Source organism: Acinetobacter sp. FY731 (genome assembly GCF_059515905.1).
The window spans coordinates 16,107-29,407 of the sequence record NZ_JCAKNB010000003.1; the positions used below are offsets into that span (position 1 = coordinate 16,107).

Genomic DNA, 13,301 nt, shown 5'->3' on the forward strand with positions numbered 1-13,301 from the left:
CATTTATATCTGGATGAATATTATCCTACTCGTCAAATGTAGTTGCAAAAGTGAAAAAATTGGCATCATTTCTGCATTTTCAATAGATCAAACTGTTGAAATAACTTAAAAAATGCCTAGGAGTTTAATCAATAATGCATTCTTCGCTGAAATCTTTAATTGCTGCCTCGACGGTCTTATTTACATTAAGCCAGTCTCAAGCAGAAATGGTGCAATCGTCATCATTGATGAATAGCACTGAAAATTCAGGTTTAGCTGCGCGTGTCTTAAATAAAGATACTCAAAACTTTAACTCACACCTTTCAAATTTAAATAGCCTTTCAATCACTGAGCGTTCTGCCGACAAAATCCGTCGTCAAACAATTGCTGCGAAAATTGAAATTCCAGCAGAAGAGCCTTCTGTGATTGAAAAGTTAAATACAGTTGCATCAAACACTGTTCGTAAATTCAGCCAAACAGGTGTTGCTTCTTGGTACGGTCGTCAATTTCACGGTCGTAAAACTGCAAGTGGCGAAACTTTCGATATGAATGCTATGACTGCAGCGCATCGTACATTGCCTTTGAACTGTTATATTCGCGTTACAAATAACTCAACAGGAAAAAGTGTTGTTGTTAAAGTAAACGATCGTGGTCCATTCCATGGTAACCGTGTTCTTGATTTATCTTACGGTGCAGCAAAACAACTTGGCTTCACAAATGCAGGTCAAGCAAAAGTAAGTATCGAACGTGTTGCTGGTCCAAATTCTTAATTTTTTTACTGCAAACAACATTTGATAAAAAGCCACGATTTACGTGGCTTTTTTTATATTTATAATATTTAGGTAATCTATCAAGCCAAAAACCCATCAAAATTCTTCACAGTTGCTCATTTTTCGAAGTTTTTTATTTTTTTGCTACCTAACTAGCATAATAATAAAAAACAGCTTAAATTCCGCAAAATAGAGCACATTTAACTTTTTATATTTTTCTCAATCTATTTTACCGTTTTTCCAGCATGTTTTAACCATCCATCAGGATGCTTTTTGCGTGGATCATGATGTGTCCAATGTATCACCCCACCCTTTTGTGAATACTCATATTCACCAAAAAATTCAACCCGATCTCCCTTTTTTAAATTTGATAATCGTGATGCCAAATCAATATTATGTGCAACCAATATCGTTTGACCATTTTCCAACTCTAAAATGAATTTTTGATGTCTTGATCCCTCATTATCATCAGGCAATATAGCAATAACTCTCCCTGCACCTTCAACCTGTATATTGCTCAACTTATTGTTAAACGCATGCTCAATAATACGAGTTCCATTTTGCTCTACAACGGAACTACCTTGTAATGTATTTGGCTCGATGTTACTTTCCTGTAATGCTGTTTTAGAAACAGTATTATTTTGTTGAGCATCTAATCCAAAATACGCAGCAACTAAAATTGCAATTACACCACCAATCGTTAAATTTGTTTTATTAGCCATAATAATTCCTTCATTTTTCTTTATTTTAAGCATAAAAAAAGCCCCCTAAGGGGGCTTTTTTTAAATAATCTACTTATTCAGTAAAATTATTTAGCAGCAGCTTGAGCAGCAGCAACTTCTTCAGCAAAGCTCATTTCAGCTTTTTTCTCGATACCTTCACCAACTTCGAAACGAACAAAGTTAGCAACTGTAGTACCAGTAGCTTTAAGAACTTCTGCAACTTTCTTGTCGTTGTCAATTACGTACATTTGACGCTCAAGAACAACTTCGTTCAAGTATTTCTCAACTGAACCAGTTACCATTTTTTCAACGATGTTCGCTGGCTTACCAGACTCAATCGCTTTAGCTTCTGCAATTTCTTTCTCTTTAGCGATAAGCTCAGCAGAAACACCTTCAGCATTTACAGCAACAGGGTTGAATGCAGCAATGTGCATAGCCAAACCTTTACCTGTTGCAGCATCACCAGCAAATGATACAACTACACCGATTTTTAAACCGTGTTTGTAAACTGCAAGGTTGTCGCCTTCAACGATAGTTGCACGACGAACTTGGATGTTTTCACCAATTTTTTGAACAAGCGCGATACGAGCTTCTTCAACAGTAGTGCCATCTTCAAGTTTAAGTTCAGCAATTTGAGCAGCATCAGTTACGCCAGCAGCAAGAGCAGCAGCAGCAACTTTAGCAGAGAAACCAGCAAAGTTTTCGTCTTTAGCAACGAAGTCAGTTTGGCAGTTTACTTCTAAAAGAAGTGCTTTGTTACCGTCTTGAGCAATCGTGATTGCACCGTCAGCAGCAATGTTACCAGCTTTTTTAGCTGCTTTTGCTTGACCAGATTTACGAAGGTTATCAATCGCTAATTCGACGTCACCACCAGCTTCTGTCAAAGCTTTTTTACATTCCATCATTGCAAGACCAGTACGATCACGCAGTTCTTTAACCATGCTTGCAGTAATAGCAGTCATGAGAATCTCCTAAATTCGGTAGAAAATGAATTCTTTTTAGAACAGAAACGGCCCAAAGGTATCCTATGGGCCGTCTGCATACATAACGCTTAGTTTGCCACGATCACATGTCGCAAAAATGACAAGCCTGCGTCAAACGCATTAAGCCTCAGAAGCAGGAGCTTCTTGAGTTTTAGCTTGTGCATTTGCTTGTGATTGAGCATATTCTTTACCAGCAAGAATAGCATCAGCCATAGCAGAAGCATAAAGTGTTACTGCACGGATCGCATCATCGTTACCAGGAATAACGTAGTCTACGTTGTCTGGGTTAGAGTTTGTATCAACGATACCGATTACAGGAATACCAAGGTTTTTAGCTTCTTTGATTGCAATTGCTTCGTGATCAACGTCGATTACGAATAATGCATCAGGTAAACCACCCATGTTTTTAACGCCGCCAAGACCGCGTTCAAGTTTTTCCATTTCACGAGTACGTTCTAAAGCTTCACGTTTAGTAAGCTTAAGGAAAGTACCATCTTCAGATTGAGCTTGAAGGTCTTTTAGACGGTTGATTGACTGACGAAGAGTTTTCCAGTTAGTCAACATACCACCTAACCAACGGTGATCAACGTATGGTTGACCAGCGCGTTGAGCTTGTTCACGAATGATCGCAGAAGCAGCACGCTTAGTACCAACGAACAATACTTTGTTCTTTTTGCTAGCTAAGTTGTTAACAAAGTTCAAAGCATCGTTTAACGCAGGAACAGTGTGCTCAAGGTTGATGATGTGAATCTTGTTACGTGCACCAAAGATGTATTCACGCATTTTTGGATTCCAAAAACGTGTTTGGTGACCAAAGTGCGCGCCAGCTTGAAGAAGGTCGCGCATGCTTACGTTGTAATCTGCCATTTTCTTTACCTTAATGTTTGGGTTAGGCCTCCATATATCCGCATTCTCCACCTTTTTTAAAGGCACCCAGAGATATGTGTCGATATATGTGCGGATTTTATTGCCCCATCGCACAAAGCCCGTGAAATTAATTCACGAAAAAGCATTTGATAAAATGGGCGGCTATTTATACCATAGTCACATATAAATTTCCAAAAGTTTTTAAAGATCATGAGCAATACTTACGAAGCACCACGTCGTTTAATTAAGTCTGCAGAAGATATCGAAAAGATGCGAGTTGCGGGACGACTAGCGGCTGAAGTCTTGGATATGATCAAACCGCATATTGTTCCGGGTGTTACCACACTTGAACTTGATACGATTTGTCATGATTATATTGTTAATAAACAAGATGCTATTCCTGCTTGCTTAGGATATGGCGCTGCTCCAGGACGCCCTGCTTTTCAGCACGTAATTTGTACATCTGTAAACCATGTTGTTTGTCATGGTATTCCATCTGAAGCGAAAAAACTGAAAAAAGGCGATATCTTAAATATTGACGTAACGGTCATTAAAGATGGTTTCCACGGCGACACCAACATGATGTATATCGTGGGTGGTGAAACTACAATTTTAGCAAATCGCCTCTGTAAAGTTGCACAAGAAGCACTGTACCGCGGTATGGCTGTAGTTAAACCTGGTGCAACCATGGGTGATATTGGTCATGCTATTCAAAAATATGTTGAATCTGAACGTTTCAGCGTTGTACGTGAATACTGCGGTCATGGTATTGGTACAACTTTCCATGATGAGCCACAAGTACTTCATTATGGTCAACCAGACACAGGTATGATTTTAGAAGAAGGCATGACATTTACCATTGAACCAATGGTAAATGCTGGTGTATGGCAAACTAAACTTCTTGGTGATAAATGGACGGTTGTAACGAAAGACCATAAACTTTCAGCACAATATGAACACACATTACTTGTTACCAAAGATGGCGTAGAAGTATTAACTGCTCGCCCTGAAGAAGATTTATCTCGTTTTCAAAAGTAATTTCAAAACTTACTTTTTAAATATTAATTTGGCTACTTTCGAGTAGCCATTTTTATAACTAAATTTTATTGATAACTCAAATATATGTGATTACTAAAACATCATAATTCACCTATCATTATGTTTACAAGAGCTTATGGATCCAAGCATGTCGAACAGTAAATTTTCCACACCTCTCATCTACATGTTGATTGGTAGTGCCATTATTTTGGCACTATCTTTAGGTGTCAGACATGCTTTTGGTCTTTATTTAGTCCCTATGAGCGATGAATTTGCTTGGGGACACAATGTCTTCAGTTTAGCCATTGCCATGCAAAACCTTATTTGGGGAGCTGCTCAACCATTTACTGGCGCACTAGCAGACAAGTACGGTAGTAAAATTGTGGTTGCTGTGGGTGGATTCCTTTATGCCGTTGGCTTATTGCTAATGTCCATAAGCTCAACAGGTTTATTACTCAATTTAAGTGCAGGTTTGATTTTAGGTTTAGCACTTTCCGCAACTTCTTTCTCTGTTTTACTTTCAGCAGTTGGTCGTGCTGCACCTCCTGAAAAACGTAGTTTAGCCATGGGGATTGCTAGTGCAGCAGGTTCATTTGGTCAATTTATTATGCTGCCATCTACCCTGTTACTTTTACAAAATATTGGTTGGTCGGCTGCTTTAGTTGTAAGTGCAATTTTAATTGCTTTAATTGTTCCTCTTGCACTTATGCTTAATGCACCAGCGTATCAAGATCCAAATGCTCAACCCTCTGCAGCACCCGCTTTAAGCTTTAAACAAGTACTTATCATTGCAAAAAACCACAAGCCATTTTGGTTCTTAGCTCTCGGTTTTTTAGTTTGTGGTTTCCAAGTCGTTTTCATTGGTATTCATCTACCTGGTTATTTGATTGATCATGGATTTAATGCAACAACAGGTACAATCTTTTTAGCTCTTGTTGGCTTATTTAATATTGTAGGTACTTACAGCGCTGGCTGGCTTGGTGGAAAGTATTCAAAACCTATGCTTCTGATGTGGCTCTACGGATTGCGAGGTATTGCAATAATTGCTTTCTTATTGTTGCCATTAAGCGTATGGACAGTTTACGCATTTGGTATCATTATGGGCTTATTATGGTTATCTACCGTACCGCTCACCAATGGTATTGTTGCCAATATGTTTGGTATTAAGTACTTATCTATGCTTAGTGGTATTGTATTCTTTACCCACCAAATTGGCTCATTCTTTGGTGGATGGCTAGGTGGTGTAAACCATGATATGACTGGCAATTACAATATGATTTGGATGTTCTCAATTGCATTAAGCGTAGTCGGTGTCATCGTACATTTTTGGGTGAATGAGGAAAATATTATTCATGACTAACCCTATATTATTCAAATTCTGTATCGGTACCATAATCATTGCTTTTATGATTATGGCTATCGTGTTATGGCTTAAAACACCTCTGTTATTTGAGTATTTCAATCAAGCTTTTTGCGCACATTAAGCGATACTTCATTTAAATCTACTTGTTTTCAATATCTCTTCATAAACCACTCAAAATAATTAAAGAGACCGTTTTTAATCCTTATATACAATCAATTCTATTCATTTGTCATTATTATTTCATCTATAACAAGATATGCTACGAAACTCAAAACTCCTACATAAGTGACGGATTAATTTAGAAAATGAATCGGCCTCATTTCACCCCTTCGTATCTACAACTGTTTTGGGTTTTTCTAAAACTAGGCTGTACTTCCTTTGGTGGACCTGCTGCACATTTAGTATTTTTCCATAACATCTTTGTGAAAAAATTAGCATGGATCGATCCTCAACACTATGCTCAACTAGTTGCACTTGGGCAAATTTTACCAGGTCCAACAAGTAGTCAAGTGGGTATTGCTATTGGTTATAGTTTGAAGGGTTATAGTGGTGCAATAATTTCCTGGCTCGGATTTACACTCCCCTCTGCAATTTTAATGTGTAGTGCTGCATTTTTAGGGCTTGAATATCAAACCTATCTTACAACTCATGTTTTTCACGTTGTTCAACTAATTGTACTTGCTATTGTGATATGGGCTTTTTGGCAGATGCTACAAAGTTTTTGCCACACTATTGCACAATACATACTCATGTTATTCACAACTTTATTTGTTTATTTTTCTACATTTCCAGCAAATCAAATAAGTGCTTTAATTTTTTGCGCGTTAATCAGTTATTTTTTTCTAAAAACCAAAACATTAACAAATAACCCAAAAGATCAACAACTTCATACTCAAAAAAAGAAAAACTTTAACTACCTTTGGTTAATTCTTTTTATTTTACCCATACTTGTGCTTCCCACTTTAAATAGTCAAAATTTATTCATACAAAGTTTTCAAAATTTTTACTCTAACGCCTCTTTTGTATTTGGGGGTGGTCATATTATTTTACCTTTACTACATCAAAGCTTTGTAGAAAGTCAGCTTATTGACTCCACAAATTTTGACTTAGGTTATGCCCTTGTTCAGCTTATGCCAGGTCCTCTGTTTAGCTTTGCAAGCTATCTTGGTACTTTTTTAGCATTCACACCTTATCCTCTATTCAATGCACTCTTAGCAACTATTGCAATTTTTTTACCTTCGTTTTTCCTTATATTTGGCTGCTTACCATATTGGTCACGATTAATGAATAACGACAAATTATTACAAACTATTGCCGGATTAAATGCAGCAGTTGTTGGTTTACTTCTTTGTTTAACCGTACAAATGAGTGAAAAATATGTTTCACATTTTTTTGATATTATTTTCATCTGTCTTGTTATATTTTTACTCAAAAGCAAACTTCCCATCTGGTTAAGTTTAATTGGTAGCTTTATCGTCTACCTATTTATGCTTAACCACGCGTTCTAGCAATAAAAAACCGCATATTAAATGCGGTTTTTTATGCTATTCATATTTTAAAATTAGAACAGACGATTCATACCATTTAATGTCGCTACACGATACGCTTCCGCCATCGTTGGATAGTTAAATGTCGTTTCTACGAAGTACTTAATCGTATTGTTCGGGCTATTCATTACAGCCTGACCAATGTGAATAATTTCCGCAGCATTGTTACCAAAGCAATGTACACCTAAAATTTCTAAAGTATCACGATGGAATAAGATTTTAAGCTCACCCACCGTATCGCCCGTAATCTGTGCACGTGCTAAATAACGGAAAGATGCTTGCCCCACTTCATACGGAATTTTTTCTTCAGTAAGCTGTTGTTCAGTTTTACCAATAGAAGAAATTTCAGGAATTGTATAAATACCAGTAGGAATTGAAGTAACAGGTTTAAGACCTTCTTCACCGCTCATATTACCGCCCGCGTTACGACCTTGGTCATACGCAGCAGAAGCAAGAGATGGCCAGCCAATAACATCACCAGCAGCATAAATGTTTTCAACTTCTGTTTGATACTTATCATTTACAGTCAATTGACCACGGCTATTTGGTGTTAAACCTACATTTTCAAGACCTAAACCATCGGTATTACCCGAACGACCGTTACACCATAAAATAGCATCGGCTTTAATTTTTTTACCACTTTGCAAATACATCACAACGTGATCATCATGTGTTTCCAAATGATCAATTTGTTCGTTATGACGAATCAATACGCCTTGTTCACGCAAGTGATAAGACAAAGCATCTGAAATTTCATCATCTAAATAGCTTAGAAGTTTCGGCTGAGTATTAATCAAATCTACTTTATGATCTAAACCAATAAAGATAGAGGCATATTCACAACCAATTACACCCGCACCATAAATAATGATTTTTTGAATTGAAAAATCAAGATCAAGAATCTTATCTGAATCAAATACACGTGGATGATTAAAGTCTAAACCTGCTGGGCGGTATGGACGTGAACCTGTTGCAATAACAAGTTGTTTAAAAACAATTGTTTCTGTAATGCCATCAGGACTAAACACAAGTACAGTATTTTTATCCTGAACATAAGCACGACCATGATAAATATCAATTTTATTACGATCATAAAAACGTGAGTGCGTATCAACTTGTTGTTGAATAACTTTATGTGCATTACGCAATACTTGTTTCATAGTGAATTGTTTCCAATCACCTACTTTTTGAAACATTGGATCACGTTGATAACGAATGACGCTAGAAACCGTTTGACGCAAAGCTTTACTTGGAATAGTACCTACGTGTGTACAGTTACCACCCAATTGCTCACGCATATCTACAATTGCAACACGCTTGCCAGATTTAGCAAGTTTCATCGCAGCGCCTTCACCCGCAGGGCCCGAACCGAGAACTACTGCATCGTATTTAACGAAATTCCCACTAACGACCTCTTTTTTACGTGGCATTCAACGCTCCTTAATCAAATTTATCTGTAAATCATATCTATATTATGACTGATATTATTTCAAATTGGTGTATTTAGCACACATATATTATGTGATAACAACATTTATTAAATGAATATTGTTTTCCCCCTATTTAAGATGAACTTCGCTATAATAGGAAAGCTAAATTTTTAAAGATTTCCCCCCTATTAAAACAGTGGAAAAGTTGCATATGTCTGAAAACCGTAAACCAGAACAGGGTGTAAAACTCCGTGGCGCAGAAAAAGTCGCTCGTATACCTGTAAAAGTTATCCCTACGGTTGAAACACCACGAAAGCCAGATTGGATTCGTGTAAAAATGGCTGCGCCTGATGAAGTTCAACGTATAAAAACAACTTTGCGTGCTCAAAAACTTCATACCGTTTGTGAAGAAGCTGCTTGCCCAAATTTACCAGAATGCTTTGGTGGTGGTACTGCAACCTTTATGATTATGGGTGATATTTGTACTCGTCGTTGTCCATTCTGTGATGTTGCTCATGGTCGTCCAAATGCCTTAGATGCAGATGAACCTCGCCACATGGCAGAAACGATTGCCAATCTTGGTTTAAAATATGCAGTAATTACATCTGTAGACCGTGATGACTTACGTGATGGTGGCGCACAACACTTTGTAGATTGTATTAAAGAAGCACGTGCATTAAGTCCTAAAACATTATTAGAAATTTTAGTACCTGACTTCCGTGGTCGTATGGATATTGCATTACGCATTATGACGGAATGCCCTCCTGATGTCTTCAACCACAACATTGAAACTGTACCACGCCTTTATAAAGCAATGCGTCCAGGTTCAGATTACCAACACTCTTTAAATTTACTCAAAATGTTTAAAGAATATTGCCCAGATGTTCCTACAAAATGTGGCTTAATGGTCGGTATTGGTGAAACTGAAGAAGAAGTACTTTCTCTATTAGATGATTTACACGCACATGGCGTTGACTACGTCACTATTGGTCAATACCTACAACCATCTAAAGAACATGCACCAATCGATCGCTTTGTAACACCTGAAGAATTTGAGCGTTACACTGCACATGGTCAAAAACTTGGTTTCCGCAATATTTGGGCAGCACCAATGGTTCGCTCTAGTTACTTTGCAGACCGCCAATATTATGGCGAACCTGTACCAAATGTCCGCCGCAAAGCAGATCCCGCTAAAAAAATTGCAGTTCAAGCAATTGAAGCTTAAACAGAACATAATTAAAAAGCCCTCATATTGAGGGCTTTTTTAATACTTACAACTTTAAGATTCTGGAGGAAAACCCAAAGTGTATACAAGGTAAATATTATCTATTCACCCTATTAATTATCACAGGACAGGCTAAAACTTAGTTCCAATGTACATTAAAGTTATAATAAAACTCTTTAACTTCAAATCGAATTGAATATCCCAATTGAGTTAAATCTGAAGATAATCGATGAATTTCAGCCAATTGAAGGTGTTTTGGCAATACTGTAAATACAGCTGTATTACCTTGTTTCGCATTATCCTCAATCAATTGTGCTAAACGTTGTTTATAGATTGCCATATCATAACTAACATTTTGTGCAAATATTTTTGCTTTATCAGCATTTATAAAACCTATCATCTACCCATCTTCACCCTAAATTTATGTGCACAATCATATTTTTTGAGTGTTTTTTAAACAAGTTTAAGTCTGTAATTCCATGTTACGCTTTTTTAAAAATGTAATCTTCCACTTAGATGAATTCTTCAAGGCTTAATTGAACTATTAAATATCAAATACCTACAGAACAATGAATACATAAAAATTTTAACCGTTTGTTTAAAAATAAAATTTAAAATTTAAAAAACAGGTTCTTGTAACATTATTAACATTTGTTTACATAGTCATTGATCCAATGACAAGAAATCACCTTTAATTCAAAAGATAAAAATCACCAAAAAAAATAAACCCCAAATAAACAACCCTTTATTTAAATTAGAAAATAATAAAAAATTATTCAACACATAAACAATAATTGTTATCATTATCATTATATATTCCAAAACCCAGCGCTATCAAACTTAACTTATGACTAGTTCTAAAATAGATACCCTATCTGCGACACCTATCACCAGGAAAGCGTTCGCAAAACCGAAAGAAAAACAGTCCACTCTATTCTATCGTTTAATGATTTTTTATCGCTTTGCACTAGCACTTATAGGGGGCTACGTGATCTCAATGCTCTCGGCAATTGTGATTGCAGAAGTTTTTACTGCAGACCGTGGTAGTGCCGCTATGGGAGCAACAATTGTTGCTTTCCTTCTTTGGACAGCTGCATTTATTTGGGTTTTCATGGTCAATAAAACCCTAAAAGCAAGTTTAGGGATTATTTTACCTAGTCTTATTTTGTTTGTTATTTACAAATTATTAGGAAATTAAAATGCGCGTAGATGGCAAACAAGAAGGCCCTCGCCAATCAATGTCTTGGCTTCACACATGGGCGAGTCTTATTTTAGGTTGGTTACTTTACGCAATATTTGTAACTGGTACGCTGAGCTTTTTCCAAAATGAAATTACAGTATGGATGAAGCCTGAGTTTCATCAATCTGCACCTCAATCGACTCAAGTACAACAAACACAAGTTGCACTCAATTATTTGCAAAAAAACCATCCTGATGCGTCGGCATGGAGTATTCAACTCCCCAATTCACGCCAAAATACAACTACATTAGTTGTTCGAAAACAAGGGGAAGATCCACGTGCAAGACGTGGCGGTACACGCATTACAATTGATAGTGTAACAGGGCAAACTTTAGAAGCGCGTGAAACGCGTGGTGGCAATTTCCTATACCGCTTTCATTTTGAACTTTATGGTATGCCACGTACATGGTCACGTTGGATTGTAGGTATTGCAACTTTACTGATGTTCGTTGCTATTATTAGTGGCGTAATTACGCATAAAAAAATCTTTAAAGATTTCTTCACATTCCGTTCAGGCAAAGGTCAACGCTCTTGGTTGGATGCACACAATGCAACGGCTGTATTAGCACTTCCCTTCCACATTATGATTACTTTTAGTGGATTGTTATTGCTACTTTTCACCATTATGCCTTGGGGGATAGAAAGGGTTTATGAAGGTAGAGGGCAATTTCTACAAGATCAAAACAGAGCTTTAGTTCAAGAAAATAATAGGACTGCTGAAAGATCTCAGCAAAGTGATACCAAAGAATCTAGATCTTCTGAAGCTTCTGTAGATAAAAACAAACAAGCAAATACAGAACGCACTCAAGGTGCTGAACGCGGTGAAAACCGTCGTGGTCGTGAGAAAAAAGAAACTCAACCTGCAGAGCTAACAAATGTTGCTTCAATTTTGGCTTATGCTCAACAAGAATGGAAAAACAACCCTATTGGGACAATCAGCATTATTGCGCCAAATACCAATACAGCTAAAATTGAACTTCGTGCTTTAAATGGTGAAAGCGTTGCTTACCGCAATATTTATGCAAGTTTACAGTTTGACGGTGTTACAGGTAAAAATATAACTGATGATTCAAGCACCTTAAAAAATCCAAATATCCCAATGGGTATTTATAATATTTTCACGACTTTACATGAAGCTCGTGGTGTAGATATTGCGCTTCGTTGGTTGCTGTTTTTATCGGGTATTGTAGGTTCTGTTATGGTCGCTACAGGTTTAATTCTGTGGTGTGTCAAACGCGCACCTCAACAGCAAAAACAAGGCTATAAATCTTTTGGTTTCCGCTTAGTTGAAGTTACTAACATTGCAGCAATTATTGGTTTACCTATTGCGTGTGCTGCTTACTTCTATGCCAATCGTTTTATTCCTGCTGACATGGATATGCGTTTAAATTGGGAAATCCGCACTTTCTTTGTGGTTTGGTTACTTACTTTAATTTATCCAATTTTCCGTAGTTCACGTCAGGCTTGGTTAGAACTATTAGCTTTAGCAACCGTATTATTCGCATTCCTTCCTATTCTAAACTTCATGACTGGCGGTCAAGCAATTTGGAATAGTATTGCTTATGGTCAGTGGGTTATTGCGAGCTTTGACTTAGCAATGTGGGTACTTGCCATTGTTTTTGCATGTTCATATTACAAAGTCAAAAAACACCCAACTCTTCCTACTAAAAAAACCAAGAAACAGGAGATTTCAGCATGATCTTTTTCTTCTGTGTTTGGGCAATGTCTGCACTTGGATTTTTTGGCTTAGCAAGTTCAATATCTAAACATCAAAAGCAATATTTCAATAAAGAACTTAGCATCAGCCAAAGTCGTATCGCTACGCTTTTAGGTTGGTGTGGCTTAATCATTAGCCTTGAAATTTGTCTATCATTAGGCAAGCCGAGTAATAATGTAAGTTATTGGTTTGGTGTTCTAACGCTATCTGCTTTAAGTGTAGGTTTATCTACAAGTTATTATGCACAACATTTTAAAAAGTTCGTTATTGCTTTAAGTTTAATCTTTATTGTTACAGCTTTGCTTATTGTATTTTAAACATTGGTTAAAGCTTGATTCAATTTCAGTTATACTGTTTAAGCCAATCTTCGGATTGGCTTTTTCATTTTATTGTTACTGTTTTTAATTTTTCTGATGGAAG

At 36.9% G+C, this 13,301-nt stretch carries 13 protein-coding genes; 8 read left to right on the forward strand and 5 right to left on the reverse strand.

Going from position 1 to position 13,301, the window contains the following annotated elements:
* Nucleotides 1-134: 134 nt before the first annotated feature.
* On the forward strand, nt 135-749 hold the full coding sequence (locus tag AC5YC8_RS04235) for a septal ring lytic transglycosylase RlpA family protein (RefSeq protein WP_496117022.1): 615 nt from the start codon (nt 135-137) through the stop codon (nt 747-749).
* A gap of 224 nt (nt 750-973) precedes the next feature.
* Here AC5YC8_RS04235 and AC5YC8_RS04240 read toward each other — a convergent pair whose 3' ends face one another.
* The 3 genes from AC5YC8_RS04240 to rpsB form a co-directional block, all read right to left on the reverse strand.
* Nucleotides 974-1,471 (reverse strand): DUF3465 domain-containing protein, encoded by a 498-nt coding sequence (locus AC5YC8_RS04240; RefSeq protein WP_496163673.1) that lies wholly within the window; start codon nt 1,469-1,471, stop codon nt 974-976.
* Nucleotides 1,472-1,557: 86 nt separating this feature from the next.
* Complete coding sequence (gene tsf, locus AC5YC8_RS04245; protein WP_496117024.1) at nt 1,558-2,433, reverse strand: translation elongation factor Ts; 876 nt, start codon at nt 2,431-2,433, stop codon at nt 1,558-1,560.
* Between the two features lie 141 nt (nt 2,434-2,574).
* On the reverse strand, nt 2,575-3,321 hold the full coding sequence (rpsB, locus tag AC5YC8_RS04250) for a 30S ribosomal protein S2 (protein ID WP_496117025.1): 747 nt from the start codon (nt 3,319-3,321) through the stop codon (nt 2,575-2,577).
* A 210-nt stretch (nt 3,322-3,531) separates the two neighbouring features.
* Between rpsB and map the strand changes: the two genes are divergently transcribed.
* The 3 genes from map to chrA all read left to right on the forward strand — a co-directional run bounded on the left by map (nt 3,532) and on the right by chrA (nt 7,230).
* Entirely contained in the window at nt 3,532-4,359 is an 828-nt protein-coding gene (gene map, locus AC5YC8_RS04255; RefSeq protein WP_496117026.1) for a type I methionyl aminopeptidase, read from the forward strand.
* Nucleotides 4,360-4,507: 148 nt separating this feature from the next.
* Entirely contained in the window at nt 4,508-5,719 is a 1,212-nt protein-coding gene (locus tag AC5YC8_RS04260; RefSeq protein ID WP_496163674.1) for an MFS transporter, read from the forward strand.
* Nucleotides 5,720-6,027: 308 nt separating this feature from the next.
* Nucleotides 6,028-7,230: a chromate efflux transporter gene (chrA, locus tag AC5YC8_RS04265; protein WP_496163675.1), complete on the forward strand. Its 1,203-nt coding sequence runs from the start codon at nt 6,028-6,030 to the stop codon at nt 7,228-7,230.
* A 53-nt stretch (nt 7,231-7,283) separates the two neighbouring features.
* On the opposite strand, the gene sthA is transcribed toward chrA, so the two are convergent.
* The gene (sthA, locus tag AC5YC8_RS04270; protein WP_496117029.1) at nt 7,284-8,699 is read right to left on the reverse strand and encodes a Si-specific NAD(P)(+) transhydrogenase; all 1,416 of its coding nucleotides are present in this window, start codon (nt 8,697-8,699) and stop codon (nt 7,284-7,286) included.
* A gap of 211 nt (nt 8,700-8,910) precedes the next feature.
* On the opposite strand from sthA, the gene lipA reads away from it, so the two are divergent.
* A complete protein-coding gene (gene lipA, locus AC5YC8_RS04275; RefSeq protein ID WP_496163676.1) occupies nt 8,911-9,924 on the forward strand; it encodes a lipoyl synthase in 1,014 nt (337 codons plus the stop codon).
* A gap of 139 nt (nt 9,925-10,063) precedes the next feature.
* On the opposite strand, the gene AC5YC8_RS04280 is transcribed toward lipA, so the two are convergent.
* Entirely contained in the window at nt 10,064-10,324 is a 261-nt protein-coding gene (locus AC5YC8_RS04280) for a hypothetical protein (protein WP_496163677.1), read from the reverse strand.
* 447 nt (nt 10,325-10,771) lie between these two features.
* Here AC5YC8_RS04280 and AC5YC8_RS04285 point away from each other — a divergent pair, with 447 nt between their 5' ends.
* From AC5YC8_RS04285 to AC5YC8_RS04295, 3 genes are read left to right on the forward strand one after another with little or no spacing between them, the layout of a single operon-like run.
* Entirely contained in the window at nt 10,772-11,122 is a 351-nt protein-coding gene (locus AC5YC8_RS04285) for a hypothetical protein (protein WP_496163678.1), read from the forward strand.
* 1 nt (nt 11,123) lies between these two features.
* Nucleotides 11,124-12,863 carry a PepSY-associated TM helix domain-containing protein gene (locus AC5YC8_RS04290; protein WP_496163679.1) on the forward strand — a complete coding sequence of 580 codons (1,740 nt, stop codon included), beginning with the start codon at nt 11,124-11,126 and terminating at the stop codon, nt 12,861-12,863.
* Nucleotides 12,860-13,198, forward strand: coding sequence for a DUF3325 domain-containing protein (locus AC5YC8_RS04295; protein ID WP_496163680.1), 339 nt, complete (start codon nt 12,860-12,862; stop codon nt 13,196-13,198). The genes AC5YC8_RS04290 and AC5YC8_RS04295 overlap by 4 nt, the downstream gene beginning before the upstream one ends.
* Nucleotides 13,199-13,301 lie beyond the last annotated feature (103 nt).

What these genes read in the sequence shown, in the direction of transcription:
- AC5YC8_RS04235 (WP_496117022.1), top strand. Translation starts at nt 135, where the DNA reads ATGCATTCTTCGCTGAAATCTTTAATTGCTGCCTCGACGGTCTTATTT.
- AC5YC8_RS04240 (WP_496163673.1), bottom strand. Translation starts at nt 1,471, where the DNA reads ATGGCTAATAAAACAAATTTAACGATTGGTGGTGTAATTGCAATTTTA.
- tsf (WP_496117024.1), bottom strand. Translation starts at nt 2,433, where the DNA reads ATGACTGCTATTACTGCAAGCATGGTTAAAGAACTGCGTGATCGTACT.
- rpsB (WP_496117025.1), bottom strand. Translation starts at nt 3,321, where the DNA reads ATGGCAGATTACAACGTAAGCATGCGCGACCTTCTTCAAGCTGGCGCG.
- map (WP_496117026.1), top strand. Translation starts at nt 3,532, where the DNA reads ATGAGCAATACTTACGAAGCACCACGTCGTTTAATTAAGTCTGCAGAA.
- AC5YC8_RS04260 (WP_496163674.1), top strand. Translation starts at nt 4,508, where the DNA reads ATGTCGAACAGTAAATTTTCCACACCTCTCATCTACATGTTGATTGGT.
- chrA (WP_496163675.1), top strand. Translation starts at nt 6,028, where the DNA reads ATGAATCGGCCTCATTTCACCCCTTCGTATCTACAACTGTTTTGGGTT.
- sthA (WP_496117029.1), bottom strand. Translation starts at nt 8,699, where the DNA reads ATGCCACGTAAAAAAGAGGTCGTTAGTGGGAATTTCGTTAAATACGAT.
- lipA (WP_496163676.1), top strand. Translation starts at nt 8,911, where the DNA reads ATGTCTGAAAACCGTAAACCAGAACAGGGTGTAAAACTCCGTGGCGCA.
- AC5YC8_RS04280 (WP_496163677.1), bottom strand. Translation starts at nt 10,324, where the DNA reads ATGATAGGTTTTATAAATGCTGATAAAGCAAAAATATTTGCACAAAAT.
- AC5YC8_RS04285 (WP_496163678.1), top strand. Translation starts at nt 10,772, where the DNA reads ATGACTAGTTCTAAAATAGATACCCTATCTGCGACACCTATCACCAGG.
- AC5YC8_RS04290 (WP_496163679.1), top strand. Translation starts at nt 11,124, where the DNA reads ATGCGCGTAGATGGCAAACAAGAAGGCCCTCGCCAATCAATGTCTTGG.
- AC5YC8_RS04295 (WP_496163680.1), top strand. Translation starts at nt 12,860, where the DNA reads ATGATCTTTTTCTTCTGTGTTTGGGCAATGTCTGCACTTGGATTTTTT.